15 protein-coding genes are annotated in these 14,939 nt (G+C 61.0%); 8 read left to right on the top strand and 7 right to left on the bottom strand.

The window, feature by feature from the left end; all coding sequences use genetic code 11:
• Positions 1 to 92: 92 nt before the first annotated feature.
• The 3 genes from PFLQ2_RS07245 to PFLQ2_RS07255 form a co-directional block, all read right to left on the bottom strand.
• Positions 93 to 515: a GNAT family N-acetyltransferase gene (locus tag PFLQ2_RS07245; protein ID WP_003184564.1), complete on the bottom strand. Its 423-nt coding sequence runs from the start codon at positions 513 to 515 to the stop codon at positions 93 to 95.
• Positions 516 to 804: 289 nt separating this feature from the next.
• Entirely contained in the window at positions 805 to 1,356 is a 552-nt protein-coding gene (locus PFLQ2_RS07250; RefSeq protein ID WP_003184559.1) for a hypothetical protein, read from the bottom strand.
• 160 nt (positions 1,357 to 1,516) lie between these two features.
• The gene (locus PFLQ2_RS07255) at positions 1,517 to 2,548 is read right to left on the bottom strand and encodes a LacI family DNA-binding transcriptional regulator (protein ID WP_003184557.1); all 1,032 of its coding nucleotides are present in this window, start codon (positions 2,546 to 2,548) and stop codon (positions 1,517 to 1,519) included.
• A 216-nt stretch (positions 2,549 to 2,764) separates the two neighbouring features.
• Here PFLQ2_RS07255 and PFLQ2_RS07260 point away from each other — a divergent pair, with 216 nt between their 5' ends.
• Both PFLQ2_RS07260 and PFLQ2_RS07265 read left to right on the top strand, forming a co-directional pair.
• Positions 2,765 to 3,298 (top strand): gluconokinase, encoded by a 534-nt coding sequence (locus PFLQ2_RS07260; protein WP_003184555.1) that lies wholly within the window; start codon positions 2,765 to 2,767, stop codon positions 3,296 to 3,298.
• A 92-nt stretch (positions 3,299 to 3,390) separates the two neighbouring features.
• Positions 3,391 to 4,743 (top strand): GntP family permease, encoded by a 1,353-nt coding sequence (locus tag PFLQ2_RS07265; RefSeq protein WP_003184553.1) that lies wholly within the window; start codon positions 3,391 to 3,393, stop codon positions 4,741 to 4,743.
• Positions 4,744 to 4,903: 160 nt separating this feature from the next.
• Here the strand turns inward: PFLQ2_RS07265 and alaC are convergent, their stop codons facing one another.
• Positions 4,904 to 6,121 carry an alanine transaminase gene (gene alaC / locus PFLQ2_RS07270; RefSeq protein ID WP_003184550.1) on the bottom strand — a complete coding sequence of 406 codons (1,218 nt, stop codon included), beginning with the start codon at positions 6,119 to 6,121 and terminating at the stop codon, positions 4,904 to 4,906.
• 210 nt (positions 6,122 to 6,331) lie between these two features.
• Between alaC and PFLQ2_RS07275 the strand changes: the two genes are divergently transcribed.
• Complete coding sequence (locus PFLQ2_RS07275; RefSeq protein WP_003184548.1) at positions 6,332 to 6,994, top strand: LysE family translocator; 663 nt, start codon at positions 6,332 to 6,334, stop codon at positions 6,992 to 6,994.
• Between the two features lie 78 nt (positions 6,995 to 7,072).
• Positions 7,073 to 7,561 (top strand): GyrI-like domain-containing protein, encoded by a 489-nt coding sequence (locus PFLQ2_RS07280; protein ID WP_003184545.1) that lies wholly within the window; start codon positions 7,073 to 7,075, stop codon positions 7,559 to 7,561.
• A gap of 127 nt (positions 7,562 to 7,688) precedes the next feature.
• Here the strand turns inward: PFLQ2_RS07280 and PFLQ2_RS07285 are convergent, their stop codons facing one another.
• Positions 7,689 to 8,174, bottom strand: coding sequence for a GNAT family N-acetyltransferase (locus PFLQ2_RS07285; RefSeq protein ID WP_003184543.1), 486 nt, complete (start codon positions 8,172 to 8,174; stop codon positions 7,689 to 7,691).
• A gap of 143 nt (positions 8,175 to 8,317) precedes the next feature.
• On the opposite strand from PFLQ2_RS07285, the gene PFLQ2_RS07290 reads away from it, so the two are divergent.
• The 4 genes from PFLQ2_RS07290 (at position 8,318) to PFLQ2_RS07305 (ending at position 10,900) form a co-directional block, all read left to right on the top strand.
• Entirely contained in the window at positions 8,318 to 8,752 is a 435-nt protein-coding gene (locus tag PFLQ2_RS07290; protein ID WP_003184541.1) for a YybH family protein, read from the top strand.
• A gap of 67 nt (positions 8,753 to 8,819) precedes the next feature.
• Positions 8,820 to 9,164, top strand: coding sequence for a YciI family protein (locus PFLQ2_RS07295; RefSeq protein ID WP_003184539.1), 345 nt, complete (start codon positions 8,820 to 8,822; stop codon positions 9,162 to 9,164).
• Between the two features lie 27 nt (positions 9,165 to 9,191).
• On the top strand, positions 9,192 to 9,668 hold the full coding sequence (locus PFLQ2_RS07300) for an SRPBCC family protein (protein WP_003184537.1): 477 nt from the start codon (positions 9,192 to 9,194) through the stop codon (positions 9,666 to 9,668).
• Positions 9,668 to 10,900 carry an RNA polymerase sigma factor gene (locus tag PFLQ2_RS07305; protein ID WP_003184535.1) on the top strand — a complete coding sequence of 411 codons (1,233 nt, stop codon included), beginning with the start codon at positions 9,668 to 9,670 and terminating at the stop codon, positions 10,898 to 10,900. Before PFLQ2_RS07300 ends, PFLQ2_RS07305 begins: the two co-directional genes overlap by 1 nt.
• A gap of 212 nt (positions 10,901 to 11,112) precedes the next feature.
• Here the strand turns inward: PFLQ2_RS07305 and PFLQ2_RS07310 are convergent, their stop codons facing one another.
• Positions 11,113 to 12,456 carry an imelysin family protein gene (locus PFLQ2_RS07310; RefSeq protein WP_003184533.1) on the bottom strand — a complete coding sequence of 448 codons (1,344 nt, stop codon included), beginning with the start codon at positions 12,454 to 12,456 and terminating at the stop codon, positions 11,113 to 11,115.
• 198 nt (positions 12,457 to 12,654) lie between these two features.
• Positions 12,655 to 14,706, bottom strand: a complete 2,052-nt coding sequence (locus PFLQ2_RS07315) for a putative bifunctional diguanylate cyclase/phosphodiesterase (RefSeq protein ID WP_003184531.1) — start codon at positions 14,704 to 14,706, stop codon at positions 12,655 to 12,657.
• Between the last annotated feature and the right edge of the window lie 233 nt (positions 14,707 to 14,939).

Genomic DNA, 14,939 nt, shown 5'->3' with positions numbered 1-14,939 from the left:
CTCGCGAAAGCGGTAGGTCAGCTTGCATGGATGTTGAATGTGCCGCCGTTTTCGCGAGCAAGCCCGCTCCCACATTGGATCTGTATTGAACTTTAGGATTGTGTATGTGGCGCAAGCCCCATTGCAATCATCGGCTTGCTGCGCGCATACCGGCTCAGGCGTTCGGCCATCGCATAGGGCAGTTCGGGGTCGAAGCTGAAACCACGCCGCTCATAAAACCCGCGCAAGTCGGGGTGGCAAAAGAGCCACACCGGCTCATTCACACCTTTCACCGCTTCGGCCATCAATTGCGCGGCGATGCCCTGCGCACGGTACGCCGGATCGACAAACAGTCCCGTCAACCAATGTCCGCCCGCCACCGGCCGCAGGCACAGGGCGGCGACGATTTCATCGCGCCGCGCCGCCCACAGCTGGGCGTCACGCACCGCTTTCATCGAAGACTGGTGCGCGCGATAGAACTTGTTCATCAGCGGCCACAATGATTCCTGAAGTTGTGTGTACTGGATTTCGGACATGGCTGGGTCGGGACGATAAGGGGAGGGCGATTATAAAAGAACGTGCGAGCGGCGATAGGTGTATACCTGATTTACACACCCCGTATGAGTGGAGCACTGATCATGGCCAAAGGCATGGATTCGAAAAAAGCGGCTAAGAAAAAGCCAGCGAAAAGCGCCGACGAAAAACGCGCTGACAAAAAGGCCAAGAAGGTGAACCTGTTCGGTCATTGAGCCGCATCGCCTCCACAGGCCTGAGCTGGGGCTGCGGCCCCAACTCAGTTCACGCCGGTCGCCTTGGCGCCAAGGCTCAGAGTGACGCCAGGAACATGTCCACGGCGGGTTCTTTGTCATTGGCGTGACTGGCCTGGGTTTTCTCGACCTGGGCCACCGCCGATTTGTCCTGCATGCGCTGGGCAATTTCCTGACTGACCGCCATCTGCTTCTCTGGCGGCATCGCCTCGAATTCTTCCTGCGAAATGCCCATCTCTTCAAGAATGCTGTCGCGCAGGCGCTGTTCAGGCGTCTTGCTCATGTATTCCTTGAACTCTGCTGTTGCAGAACCCGCAGACGCCACGGTTTCGGACGCTGGCGAAGCACCGGCCTGCAATTGCACGCGAGTCTTGGCGAACGCCTCGTCCACGTTATCGCTGATGGCCGTTGCCGCGTTGACCTGTTGCGTGGCCCGTTGGGTGAAAGAATCCTGTACCTGGGTGCTGGCCTGGCTGGCTTGGGCCTGGACATTATCGCGCAACGCCTGCAATGCGGCGCTTTGCAGGCCGCTGGCGGCTTCGGCGGTGGGATCTTCGCCCGGGCGTTTGAGGGGCAAGATCATGGCTTGCTGTTTTGCACTGACCAACATGATGACTACCTGTAGGTAATGACTGAGCGATGAACAGGAGCAATTCCCGTGCCGTCGCTGCGGGCCACGGGTTTGAGCGGTTGCGGCTACGAGAGACGAGGACGGGGCGGCCAACCGTTGCCGCGGGACGGCATGGATCGACCGCTTTCGCACTGGAGGCTCAGGTGCTTTCGCGAACCTTGAGTTCAAAGCCCATGTCCACCACCGGTTGGGCAATGCGATTGCCCGCCATCAGCGTCAACATCTGCTCGGCGGCGCGGCGGCCGATGGCTTCACGGGGCGTGCTGATACTGCTCAGGCGCGGCACCATGTGCGCCGAGGCGGGCAGGTCGTTGAAGCCGAGGACCGAGACTTGCTCGGGAATCTTGATGCCGCAGCGCAGTGCTTCGAACAGGGCGCCGTGGGCCAAGTCATCGTTGCCGAAGAAGATCGCATCGACATCCGGGTGGCTGTCGAGCAGTTGCAGGAACAACTCGCCGCCCAGGCCCACCGATGATGGGCGAGGCGTCAGCAATTCGAGGTCAGGGTCATACAACCCGGCTTTTTGCAACGCGCGACGGAAACCTTCGCCGCGCAGCAGGGTGCGCTGGTCCAGTTGCGCGCCGATGTAGGCCAAGCGCTTGCGGCCCTTGGAAATCAGGTGCTCGGCCGCCGTCTCGCCGGCCTTGAGTTGGGAGAAACCCACGCAATTGAGCCCGGCGCCAGGGTCCAGTTCCATCATATACACGCAGGGAATGTTGCTGGCCTCGATCATGCGCCGGGCGCTTTCAGTGCGGTCGAAGCCGGTCAGCAGCAAACCCCGGGGTTGATAGGCCATGTAATGGCGCAGCAGGTCTTCTTCCTCGTCCCGGGAGTAGTGATAGTTGCCGATCACCACTTCAAAACCCTTGGGCCGCAGCACCCGATGGATGGCTTCCAGGGTGTCGATGAACAACAGGTTGGACAACGACGGCACCAGCACCACCACCGAATGGCTCTGGGCCGAAGCCAGTGCGCGGGCGGCGGGGTTGACGACGTAGTTGAGTTCCCGGGCCGCCTGGCGGACTTTTTCTACCAGCTCTGCGGCGACAGTACTGACGCCGCGCAGGGCGCGGGAGGCGGTGATGGGGCTGACACCGGCCAGGCGTGCGACTTCGTTGAGCGTGGGGCGACCGGTGGTGCGAGTATTCTTATCGTTTTTAGGGACGGTCATCAGGGTGGCTTGCCAAACAAAAATCAAGGCACTAAGGTAGCGCTGTCTCGACGCGGCTGCAAATGCGTGAGCGGGGTTTGCCTGAGCCCCATCCGTGAGTGTCGTGTACGAACATGCTGCAACCACAAATAATGACAAGAAGGCGTCGGCAACTTCTGCTTTTGTTGCGGTGTCATAACTGGCAAAGGTAGCGCTGTCTGCGCGCTGAGGTGTTACATGAACAATCCCATCACCGCCCTGGTCATCATGGGCGTTGCCGGTTGCGGCAAAACTTGCGTCAGCCAGGCCCTGTGCCATTTGAGCGGCGCCACTGCCATCGAAGGCGACACGTTCCACCCTGCGGCCAACATCCAGAAGATGAGCGCCGGTATTCCCCTGAACGACGACGACCGCGCCGGCTGGCTCGACAGCCTGTGCGACGAGTTGCGCCGTGTCGACGCCACGGGCGAGCGCCCGGTGCTGACCTGCTCGGCCCTCAAGCACAGTTATCGCGAACGTCTGCGCAGCGCCTTGCCCGGCCTGGGCTTTGTCTTCCTCGAACTCACCCCCGAAGTGGCCGCTGACCGGGTTTCCCATCGGCCCGGCCATTTCATGCCATCCACACTGATCGACAGCCAGTTTGCCACCCTCGAATCCCCTGTCGGCGAGCCCCTGACCCTGGCTCTGGACGCATCCAACCACAGCATCGAGGAATTGGCCCAGCAGGCGTATGTCTGGTGGCTGGCTCATGGGCTGAAGCTTGCCAGCTGAACGCTGGAAAAATTTGCGTTAGAAAGATAGCGCTGTCCCGGTGACTTAAAAATAACTGCTTCAATAACAACAACAAATCAGGAGACACCCCCATGTTTGGCATGTCCCACGAGTCGTTTCTACTGCTGGATGCAGTGGTCACGGTGATCGGACTCATCGTCCTCATCACCAAGTTCAAGCTTCATCCGTTCCTCGCCCTGATCATCGCCGCGGCTTTTCTCGGCCTGACGTCGGGCATGCCGATCGGCACTATCATCAAGGCGTTCCAGGACGGCTTCGGTGGCGTGCTGGGCTTTGTCGGCATCATCCTGGCGCTGGGCACGATGCTCGGCAAAATGATGGCCGAGTCGGGCGGGGCCGATCAGATCGCCCAGACCCTGATCCGCGCCTTCGGCAAAGACAAAGTGCAGTGGGCGATGATGTTCGCCGCATTCCTGGTGGGCATCCCGCTGTTCTTTGAGATTGGCTTTGTGTTGCTGATCCCTCTGGTGTTCATCGTGGCGCGCCGCACCGGCGTCTCGATCATCAAGATCGGTATCCCGCTGCTGGCTGGCCTGTCGGCGGTGCACGGCCTGGTGCCGCCGCACCCGGGTCCGCTGCTGGCGATTGGCGTGTTTGGCGCCGATATCGGTAAAACCATTCTCTACGGCCTGATCGTGGCGCTGCCCACGGCCATCATTGCCGGGCCGATCTACGGTACGTTCATCGCCAAGCACATCCCCGGCCATCCGAATCAGGAACTGGTGGATCAACTGGCCCGCGAAACGAATGCCGCCGACCTGCCGAGCTTCGGCATCACCCTGGTCACCGTGCTCTCGCCCGTGTTCTTGATGCTACTCAAGACCTTCGCTGACGTAGCGCTGCCGGACGGCAACTTCTTCCGCACGTTCATGGACCTGATCGGTCACCCGATTTCCGCACTGCTGCTGGCGTTGCTGCTGTCGCTGTACACCTTCGGCTACAAGCAGGGCATTGGCTCCAGCCAGATGCTCAAATGGCTGGACGCGAGCCTGGCGCCAACCGCCGCGATCATCCTGATCATCGGTGCCGGTGGTGGCTTCAAGCAGATGCTGGTGACCAGTGGCGTCGGCGACGTGATCGGCCATATGGCGGTGAGTGCGCAGATCTCCCCGATCCTGTTGGCCTGGCTGGTGGCGGCGGTGATCCGCATTGCCACAGGTTCGGCGACCGTGGCAACCATCACCGGTGCCGGGATCGTGGTGCCAGTGGTCGGGATGATCCCGGGCGTGAACCGTGAGCTGCTGGTCCTGGCGACCGGTGCCGGTTCGTTGATCCTGTCCCACGTTAACGATGCAGGCTTCTGGCTGGTCAAGCAGTACTTCAACATGACCGTGGCCGAAACCTTCAAGACCTGGACAGCAATGGAAACCATCCTGTCCGTGGTAGGGCTGATCTTCATCCTGCTGTTGTCGCTGGTGGTCTGACCCATCACATCGTCGCCAATGTGGTGGGAGCGGGCTTGCTCGCGAAGGCAGACTGACAGTCAACAAATGGGTTGACTGTCATATCGCTTTCGCGAGCAAACCCGCTCCCACAGTGGTTTCTGGTGATCAATAAATCCAATTACCCACACTGGGTTTTGCATCAGGCGCCAGGTTTGTGTACCAACCCATCGGCCCGGAACATCGCGCGAATCCCACGCACAGCCTGGCGAATCCGGTCCTGGTTCTCGATCAGCGCAAAGCGCACGTGATCGTCCCCATATTCACCGAAGCCCACCCCCGGCGAGACGCAGACCTTGGCTTCGGCCAGCAGCTTCTTGGCAAATTCCAGTGAACCCAGGTGCGCATAGGCCTCGGGAATCTTGGCCCAGACGTACATCGACGCCTTGGGGTTTTCCACCATCCAGCCCAGTTCATGCAGGCCCTTGACCAGCACGTTGCGGCGCTGGCGGTACTGCTCGGCGATGTCGCGCACGCATTGCTGGTCGCCTTCCAATGCCGCGATGGCCGCTACCTGCAACGGGGTGAAGGTGCCGTAGTCGTGGTAGCTCTTGATCCGCGCCAGGGCACTGACCAGTTCCGGGTTGCCGACCATGAAGCCGATGCGCCAGCCGGCCATGTTGTAGCTCTTGGACAGGGTGAAAAACTCCACCGCGATGTCTTTCGCGCCGGGCACCTGCATGATCGACGGGGCTTTCCAACCGTCGTAGACGATGTCGGCGTAGGCCAGGTCATGAATCACCAGCACGTCGTACTGCTTGGCCAGGGCGATGACCCGTTCGAAGAAGTCCAGCTCCACGCATTGCGCGGTCGGGTTGGACGGGAAGCCCAGGATCATCATCTTCGGCTTGGGAATCGAGCCGCGAATGGCCCGCTCCAGCTCGTCGAAGAAATCCACCCCTGGCACCAGCGGTACCGAGCGCACCTGGGCGCCGGCGATCACCGCGCCGTAGATGTGAATCGGATAACTGGGGTTGGGCACCAGCACCGTGTCGCCCTGGTCCAGGGTCGCCAGCATCAGATGCGCCAGGCCTTCCTTGGAGCCGATGGTGACGATGGCCTCGGTTTCCGGGTCGATGTCCACCTCGTAGCGGTCCTTGTACCAGCGCGAAATCGCGCGGCGCAGACGCGGGATGCCCTTGGAGGTGGAGTAGCCGTGGGTGTCTTCGCGCTGGGCGACGGTGACCAGTTTCTCGACGATGTGCGGGGGCGTGGCGCCGTCGGGGTTACCCATGCTCAAGTCGATGATGTCTTCGCCGCGCCGACGCGCAGCCATCTTCAGCTCGGCAGTGATATTGAATACATAAGGGGGGAGTCGATCGATGCGCGCAAAGCGGCGCGGCGAACCTTGTTCGGCCATTGTTGCCTCGAGATACGTGAGCGCCCGGAACCGTCCGAGCGACGTCGGCCACTGCGGTGGCCTGCGGCGCAAGATAAGGGGGCGGATGGCTCATTGTCCAGTAGCGGCGCAGAACTATTTTCGACGACACTGTCGACCTGCCGCGCGGCCGTATCAATGATCGCTGCGGACAGTTGAATTCGCCGCACCCCCAATCGAACGGAATGAATGATGGAATTTTCCAGCGGTTTCCTGCTGAGCCTCTCCCTGTGCCTGGACATTGGCGTGGCCAATATCGCCATGATCACCTTGGCGATGCAGCGCGGGTATTTCCAAGGGTTCGCCCTGGGCCTGGGCACCTGCGTGGGTGATCTGATCTACGCGATCCTGGCCCTGGCCGGCATGACCGTGCTGCTGCAATACGAAGCGGTGCGCTGGGTACTGTGGATCGGTGGCTCCGGGCTGCTGCTGTACTTCGCGGCGAAAATGATTCATTCGGCGATCTATCACAGCGCCGTGCTGGCCGAGGCGGGCGAGGTGCAGGGCAACTCTTCGCGCCAGGAGTTCTTTCGGGGAATTTTCCTGGCGATGTCATCGCCCAGCGCCATTCTCTGGTTCGCCGCTGTGGGCGGTACCTTGATCGCTCGCTCGGGAGGCGGAACCCTGCTCAGCTCGGCGCTGTTTCTCAGTGGTTTTCTCTGTGCCGGGCTGTTGTGGAGCGCAGGCCTGTGCCTGGCGGCGACCCAGGGCGGCAAACTATTGGGGGATAAATTGTTGCGGTATTCCTATTGGGCATCCGCCGCGATCTTCTGTTATTTCGCTGTTTACGTGATCGTTTCCGGTTACAACGAGTTTGTAGCCAGCGCCTCGGCCACGATCCTGCCCGGGTTGTGACGAGCGAACCAAACTGGCAAATACCGTTTGGCTTCTATACTGCAAAGCCCGACTTCACGTTTCCCGGAGTGTTGACGCATGGAAAAGCACGAACGCGATTACACCGCCGAACCACGCTTCGAACAGGGACGTTTTCAGCTCATCGCCGGCTTTGGTGCGCGTTTTACCCAGGACACCGCCCAGGATATTCCTTTGCTCTGGGAGAAGTTCCTGCCCTGGCTGGGTAACGTACCCGGGCAGAAAAGCGACGTGACCTATGGCGTGTGTTGCAATCCGGACGGGAAGGGTGGTTTCGAATACATCGCCGGCGTGGAAATCAGCCGGTTGGACGATTTGCCGGAGCAGTACCGCTGGATCGAACTCCAGCCCAATCAGTACGCGGTGTTCGAACATAAGGGCCCCTTGAAGACGCTGCCGCAAACGTTCCAGTACATCTGGAAAGAATGGCTGCCACAGTCCGGCCACGAACCCGCGGATGAACCGGAGTTCGAGCGCTACAGCGATGACTTCAACCCCAGGACCGGCGAAGGCACCCTGGAGATCTGGATACCGCTCAAACCGCGCTGATCAACAAGGCCCTGTGGGAGCGAGCTTGCTCGCGAAAGCTGCGGGTCAGCTTGCATAAATGTCGGATGTGCTGACGCCTTCGCGGGTAAGCCCGCTCCTACAGGGACGGTGGGCGCCTCAGGGATTCTTAAAACACCAACCCCATCCGCCGCTCATAACCGATACGGCCCTTGTACGCCTCGCCGCTGTCGACCCAGCCCAGCCGGGTATACAGGCCGATGGCCGGATCGTTGTCGGCGTCGACCGATAGCTCAAGTCCTCTGATTTCCGGCCAGGTCGCTCGCGCGACGGCGGGCAGCGCTTGCAGGCAGGCCTTGCCATAACCCTTGCCCTGGGCCCGATGATCCACTTGCAACGCATGGAGGGTGGCGCTGTGCTCGCTGGCCCAGGCGGGCAGGACCGGTGGGCGCTTGAGCAGCAGGAAGGCCACCGGCACGCCGTCCGCCAGCAGCGCGAAACCCTTGACCCCGGGGCTTGGCCTGGACAGTAGTGTATGCAAGGCACCATGGATATCGCCTGCGAACTTGATCTGTTCGGCATGGATTTCGATGGCTTCGACCTGATCGCGTTGAAGCGCGGTGAGATCTTCGTAAGGTACGAGTTGGGCGGTCACAAAAACGTCCGTTGTTTGTCGACAGAATGAGCGGCCGATTCTAGCGAGTTTTTGTCCTTGGATTATTTTTGTTTGGGCTGTCGATTCGCCGTTTCTCCAAACGACTAAGGGTGTCCTCAACAAAAACCTGCGGAGAATTCACCATGAATACCCAAGCCACTGAAACCGAAATCAAGGACCTGATCGACACTTATCGCCAGGCCGTCATGGCCAAGGACGTCGAAAAAGTCATGGCCCTCTATGACGACGACATCGTCTCGTTCGATGCCATCCAGGCCTTGCAATTCAAGGGTAAGGCCGCCTACCGGGCCCATTGGCAGGCCTGCATGGAGATGTGCCCCGGCCCGCACAAGTTCGACTTCCATGAAGTGCGCATCACCCCGGCCGACACCATCGCCTTCGCCCATTGGCTGGCCTACTGTGGCGGCACCAACGACAAGGGTGAGGAACAGGCCTGCTGGATGCGCGTGACCGCCTGTTACCAGCGTACCGGTGGGCAGTGGCGGATTGTCCATGAACACTGGTCCGCTCCGTTCGACCCGATGGCGGGCACGACGCTGTTCGACCTGCAGCCCTGATCGTCGGGTTTTTCGCCAAATGCCCGTCTGCCGTCCATAGTTGATCAGTTCGATCACGGAGCTTTCCATGAAGTACTTATGCCTGGTGTATAGCAACGAACAAACGCTGCATAACTCGCCCGACAGTCCGGAGGACGCAGAGTGCATGGCCTATGCCGAGTCGATCCAGGGCAGCGGGCGGATGCTCGCTGCCGAGGCCCTGGAGTCGGTGCAGACCGCCACAACGGTGCGCATGCGCGCTGGCAAGCTGTCGATCACCGACGGTCCGTTCGCCGAAACCAAGGAGCAACTGGCAGGCTTCTACCTGATCGATGCCAAGGACCTGAACGAAGCCATCCAGGTCGCCGGCCATATCCCGGCGGCCCGGGTCGGCTGCGTCGAAGTACGGCCGGTGCGCCAACTGAACCCCTGAACAACAATCACAAACAGGATTTCATCGATGAACCTCAAACCTGCCCCTTTTGCGCTGTCCATCAGCCGATTGATCGATGCGCCGCGCCAGAAAATCTTCCGCGCCTGGACTGAGCCGGCCTTGCTGGTCCAATGGTGGGGACCCCATGGCATGACCACGCCGGAATGTGAAATGGATTTGTGGGTGGGTGGCCAGTTTCGCACCCTGATGCGTGCGCCTGACGGCAGTGAATACCCGACCATGGGCGTGTTCCTGGAAATCATGGCCCCGCAGCGCCTGGTCTTCACCGATGCGTTCGTGCCTGGCTGGATTCCTTCGGGTAAAGCCTTCATGACCGCCGAGGTGTTGCTTGAAGAGGTGGAGGGCAAGACCCGCTACACCGCCCGTGCGCTGCACTGGAGCGAGGAGGACCGCCAGGCCCACGAAGCCATGGGCTTTCATGAAGGTTGGGGCCAAAGCCTGGACCGGCTTGAAGCATTGGTCACCCAGGGCATGCCCGACTGATGCCGGCCGAAACGGTCAAGGCGCGGGTCGAGCAGGTTTATTGGCAAGACTCACGACGCATCCTGGCGACACTGATTCGCCTGCTGGGGGATTTCGACCTCGCCGAAGAAGCCTTGCACGAGGCCTTTTTCATCGCAGTCGAGCGCTGGCAGCGCGATGGCGTGCCGGATAACCCGCGAACCTGGCTGGTGTCGGCCGGGCGCTTCAAGGCGATCGACGGTCTGCGCAGGCGCGCGCGTTTCGCCGCGTCAAAGCCGATGTTGATCGCCCAGCTCGAAGCGTTGGAGCAGGTCGATTGGAGTGACGAAGACGTGGAAGACGATCGTTTGCGGCTGATCTTCACCTGTTGTCACCCGGCCCTGGCCGCTGATGCCCAGGTGCCGCTGACGCTGCGGGAGGTCTGCGACCTGACCACTGAGCAGATCGCCCGCGCGTTCCTGGCCGCTCCGGCAGCCATTGCCCAGCGCATCGTGCGGGCCAAGGCAAAGATCCGCGACGCGAAGATTCCTTATCAAGTGCCCTCGCGCGCGGAACTGCCGGAGCGCCTGGACAGCGTGCTGCGGGTGATCTACCTGGTGTTCAACGAAGGTTACTCGGCCTCGATGGGCGCTGAGTTGACTCGCGAGGAACTCACCCGCGAAGCCATCCGCCTGGGCCGACTGCTGATGGAGTTGCTGCCCGAAGCCGAGGTCATGGGATTGCTCGCGCTGATGCTGCTGCACGACTCCCGGCGACGGGCGCGAACGTCATCGCTGGGTGAGCTGATCTTGCTGGACGAGCAGGACCGCTCCTTGTGGGACACCGAGCTGATCGCCGAGGGCTGCGCTTTGGTGGAAGCGGCGTTGAACACCCGGCGCTTCGGGCCCTATTGCCTGCAAGCGGCCATTGCCGCGGTGCATGCCGAAGCCCCAACGGCGCAGGAAACCGACTGGCCGCAGATCGTCGGGCTTTATGACGTATTGCTGCGTGCCGTGCCGTCACCGGTGATCGAGCTTAATCGCGCTGCGGCGTTGGCAAAACGCGACGGACCACTGGAAGGGTTGCGCCTGGTCGACGGGATCCTGGAGCGCGGTGAGCTGCTGGACTACTATCTCGCGCACTCGGCGCGGGCGGAGTTCTGCCGGCAGTTGGGGCGAGTGGAAGAGGCGAGGACGGCGTATCGACGAGCGCTGGAGTTGACCCAGCAACTGCCGGAACGGCGGTTTATCGAGGGACGGCTTGCGGGGTTGTAGTGACATGAGTCCGACGAACGCCGAACCCTGTGGCGAGGGAGCTTGCTCCCGCTGGGCTGCGCAGCAGCCCCAAAAACAGGGCCGCTTTGCGACCCAACGGGAGCAAGCTCCCTCGCCAGGGGGTTGTTGTTTGAAGTTTATTTCTTTCAACTGACCTGCATCAGGCAAAAAAAAGCGACCCGAAGGTCGCTTTTTCAGCCAGCCAATGTCGATCAGAACTCGTGATCGGCGTTGTCCGGGTTCAGGTCGCTGATACCCAGTTTGCCTGCTGCCTGTTCGATCGAACCGGTCTGCTTGACCAGTGCGGCGATGGCATCACGTACGATCTGGTTGCCCGCCGTGTTGCCGGCGGCAATCAGTTGGTCGTAGTGCTCACCCTTGTTGGCGTGATCGACCATGACCTGGATCTTGGCCTCGGTGTCGGCCAGGTCGTTCTTGAGCGCGGTATCCGCAGCCGGGTCGGCCTTGGCCACCAGGGACGACAGGCTGGCACCGGTCATCTTGGTGCCGTCGGCACGGGTGTATTCGCCCAGGTAGACGTTACGCACGCCTTTGGCATCGTAGAAATGCGAGTTGTGGGTGTTGTCGCTGAAGCAATCCTGCTCGTCTTCTGGCGAGTTGGCTTCCAGGGAAACCTTCATGCGCTCCCCGGCCAGTTCGCCCAGGGACAGGCTGCCCATGCCGAACAGCATCTTGCGCAGGCCGCTTTCGGCCGGCTCGGCTTCCAGGGTGGCACGGTAGTTGTCGGCCACGTCCGGCTTCCAGTTGCCGACCATTTCTTCCAGGTCGCTGACCAGCAGTTGGGTCACGGACTTGAGGTAGGCACGACGGCGATCATTGTGGCCGCCCGTGGCGCCGGCGCCTTGCAGGTAGTCGGACGCTGGGCGGTTGCCGGCACCTGGGCCGGTGCCGTTGAGGTCTTGGCCCCACAGCAGGAATTCGATGGCGTGGTAGCCGGTGGCGACGTTGGCCTCGGAACCGCCCAGCTCGTTCAGGCTGGCGAGTTTTTCCGGGGTGATGTCCTTGACGTCGACCTTGTCTTCGCCCACCTGGACTTCGGTATTGGCGATGATATTGGCGGTGGCGCCGGGGTTGCCCAAGGCGTGCTCGTAGGATTTGTCGACGTAGTCGATCAGGCCCTCGTCCAGGGGCCAGGCGTTCACCTGGCCTTCCCAGTCGTCGATGATGGTGTTGCCGAAGCGGAATACTTCGCTCTGCAGGTAAGGCACGCGTGCGGCGACCCAGGCGGCCCTGGCGGCTTTCAGGGTTTCGGCGTTCGGTTTGGCGAGGAACGCGTCGACGGCGGTCTGCAGGGTTTTCGCGGTGGATTCGGCATCGCTGTAGACCGCATAGACGATGTCGGCATAGTGCGCGACAACGGCCTTGGCGGCGGCTTCGTCGATCTTGCCGGCGGCAGCAGGGGCGACCGGTGCCGCAGTGCTGGCGGCAGGCGTTGGCGCTTGGGGCGCCGCGGCCTTGTCTTTGCCTTCGCCGCAGCCGGCGAGGGAAATAGCGATGGCCAACAGACTGGCGGTAGCCAGAGGCATACGAATCATGGCGAACATCCTGCTTCGGTGATGGATGGGACAGGCGCGAGGGTGCGCAAAAGCTGCGACATAATGCGAAAGATTTGCATTATGTGTAAAGGGTTGCAGCTGTAAATATTTCTTATTTAATAATGCGGGCCGCCGCCATCCGGCGCAGCCGCAAAAAATCGCAGGCGCCTCAACGACAGGGCGACCCAGGGGGAAGAGTCAGATGATGGAAACCTGGCTGCGCTGTGCCTGCTTCAGGTAAATGCCCAGTTCCCGTGCCGGCAGGGGTTTGCTGTAGTAATACCCCTGACCTTCGTGGCAGCCCTCGGCAATGATGTAGGCTTCTTGCTCGAGGGTCTCGACACCCTCGGCGATGACCTGCATACCCAGGCTTTTACCCAGCTGGATAATGGCCCGGACGATGGTGGCATCGTCTTCATCGTCGAGCAGGTCCTGGACGAAGCTCTTGTCGATCTTGATCTTGTCCAGCGGCAGGCTCTTGAGATAACTCAGGGACGAATAGCCGGTCCCGAAGTCATCGATGGCGATCAGCGCTCCGGAGCGGCGCAGGCTCAGCAGATGCTGGGCTGCGGTGGTGATGTCTTCCATCAGCCCGGTTTCGGTGACTTCCAGCTCCAGGCTGCGCGGTGGCAGCCGGTACATTTGCAGGAAATTATTCACCACCCGCGGCAGCTCGGCATGGTGCAGTTGCACCGTCGACAGATTGACCGCCATGCGCAGGTCGATGAAGCCCTGGTCATGCCATTCACGCAGCTGTTTGCAGGCTTGGTCGAGTACCCATTCGCCGATGGCGATGATGGTGCCATTCTGCTCGGCCAGGGGAATGAACAGGTCCGGCGGCACAAGGCCGTGTTCAGGGTGATGCCAGCGGATCAGGGCTTCGGTCCCCACTACACGCAGGTCGCGATAGCTGATCTGCGGTTGGTACACCAGGCTGAACTGCTCGCGGGCCAGCGCCTCGCGCAGGTCTTTCTCCAGTTCGCGACGGCGGCGCATTTCGCTGTCGACGCTGGCGATGTAGAACTGGTAGCGATTGCGTGAGCGACTCTTGGCCAAGGTCATGGTCTGCTCGGCTTTCTGCAACAGCTTCTCGGTGCTGTCGCCATCCTCTGGAAAAAGGGTGATGCCGATGGTGGCCCGCAGGCGGATTTGTTGGTCTTCGATGGCGAACGGCGCTTCCAGGTCATCGAGGATGCTCTGGGCCAGCTCGGCGGCTTCGTAAGGCTGTTCGATGTCGGCTTGGACCAGGGCGAACTGATCGCCCCCCAGCCGCGCCAGGGCGCCGAGGCGGCCGCTGTGGGCCCGCAGCCGGTCGGCCAGGGCCAGCAGCAATTGGTCACCCGTCTGATAGCTGAACTGCTCGTTGATCCCCTTGAAATCATCCAGTCCCACGCACAGCACGGCTACCCGGCGTTGCAGGCGCCCGGCATCCACCAGGATCTTGTCCAGTTGTTGTTGAAGCTGCTGGCGATTGGGCAGGCCGGTGAGAAAATCGTACTGGGCCATGCGCAACAGGCTGTTTTCCGCCTCGTGGCGCAGATGCGTGTTGCGCTCGATGGATTCAAGCAACTGGTTGGCGGTATTGATCCACAAGCCCAGCTCGTTCCTCTCGTGGCCCTTGAGTTGCGGGATTTTGTGCTCGCTGGGACGATCGGGGTTGATTTCGGTCAGGTGCTGGATAATCCGCGACAACGGCTTGGTCAGCAGCCAGTGATAGACCAGGTACAACACCAGGCCCATGGCCAGGGCTCGCAGCATGCCGGAAATGAAAATGATGACGGAGCTGACAATGAAACCCTGGCCGTAAGTAGCGGTGTCGAGGGTGATGCTCAGGTCGCCGTAATACTCGCTGTAGGGCCCGCGCCCGACCAGTTGCGTGGTGAATGTGCGTTCCTTGCCCAGGATCAGGTCGGTCAGCCAACGGCTTTCGGAGCGCTGCAAGGGGCGGCTTTTTTCGGCGAGCATGGTTTCGCGGGGGTGGCCGATGGAAGCCATGCGCACGGCTTCGTCCTGGAACAGCCCTTCGATCACTTGCATGCCCATTTCCCGGTCCAGGCTGTAGACGGCCTGAGTCGAAGGATCCCGGAACATATCGAGAATCCGCTGGGCGTCGCTGGCGACGGCGCGGTTGGTCTTGTACGCGTCGAACACGATCTGGGCGCAGCTCAAGATCATGCCAACGAACAATGCCGAGAGGAGCACCACCCGGAGCAACTTCACCGACAAGCTGTTCTTGAGTTCCAGCTTCAAAGAGGGGTTCCTTGTTCCGTGCGGGTAGCGTCAAGTTGCCATGAGTATTGGCAATCCTGTGATGTCAGTCAAAGGGACAATCAAACACAAGGGTTTTCGCCTGAAACATGGCAGATATACGGTTTTTTCAGAGTGATTGCTCTACGACTAATGTGTCGGTTGGAAGGGGCTGCAACTTGAGGCCTGGAGGGATTTTTTATTGGTTTGCTGACGTGAGGTCATTCATGGGCGGC

Origin of the sequence: Pseudomonas fluorescens Q2-87, from assembly GCF_000281895.1 — a bacterium.
Classification (GTDB): Bacteria; Pseudomonadota; Gammaproteobacteria; order Pseudomonadales; family Pseudomonadaceae; genus Aquipseudomonas; species Aquipseudomonas fluorescens_S.
Note: the sequence above shows the minus strand (reverse complement) of the source record. Positions and strands in the feature narration are given on the sequence as shown.

Excerpts from the sequence above, each read along its gene's own strand:
- PFLQ2_RS07245 (WP_003184564.1), bottom strand. The coding sequence starts at position 515 with ATGTCCGAAATCCAGTACACACAACTTCAGGAATCATTGTGGCCGCTG.
- PFLQ2_RS07250 (WP_003184559.1), bottom strand. The coding sequence starts at position 1,356 with ATGTTGGTCAGTGCAAAACAGCAAGCCATGATCTTGCCCCTCAAACGC.
- PFLQ2_RS07255 (WP_003184557.1), bottom strand. The coding sequence starts at position 2,548 with ATGACCGTCCCTAAAAACGATAAGAATACTCGCACCACCGGTCGCCCC.
- PFLQ2_RS07260 (WP_003184555.1), top strand. The coding sequence starts at position 2,765 with ATGAACAATCCCATCACCGCCCTGGTCATCATGGGCGTTGCCGGTTGC.
- PFLQ2_RS07265 (WP_003184553.1), top strand. The coding sequence starts at position 3,391 with ATGTTTGGCATGTCCCACGAGTCGTTTCTACTGCTGGATGCAGTGGTC.
- alaC (WP_003184550.1), bottom strand. The coding sequence starts at position 6,121 with ATGGCCGAACAAGGTTCGCCGCGCCGCTTTGCGCGCATCGATCGACTC.
- PFLQ2_RS07275 (WP_003184548.1), top strand. The coding sequence starts at position 6,332 with ATGGAATTTTCCAGCGGTTTCCTGCTGAGCCTCTCCCTGTGCCTGGAC.
- PFLQ2_RS07280 (WP_003184545.1), top strand. The coding sequence starts at position 7,073 with ATGGAAAAGCACGAACGCGATTACACCGCCGAACCACGCTTCGAACAG.
- PFLQ2_RS07290 (WP_003184541.1), top strand. The coding sequence starts at position 8,318 with ATGAATACCCAAGCCACTGAAACCGAAATCAAGGACCTGATCGACACT.
- PFLQ2_RS07295 (WP_003184539.1), top strand. The coding sequence starts at position 8,820 with ATGAAGTACTTATGCCTGGTGTATAGCAACGAACAAACGCTGCATAAC.
- PFLQ2_RS07300 (WP_003184537.1), top strand. The coding sequence starts at position 9,192 with ATGAACCTCAAACCTGCCCCTTTTGCGCTGTCCATCAGCCGATTGATC.
- PFLQ2_RS07305 (WP_003184535.1), top strand. The coding sequence starts at position 9,668 with ATGCCGGCCGAAACGGTCAAGGCGCGGGTCGAGCAGGTTTATTGGCAA.
- PFLQ2_RS07310 (WP_003184533.1), bottom strand. The coding sequence starts at position 12,456 with ATGATTCGTATGCCTCTGGCTACCGCCAGTCTGTTGGCCATCGCTATT.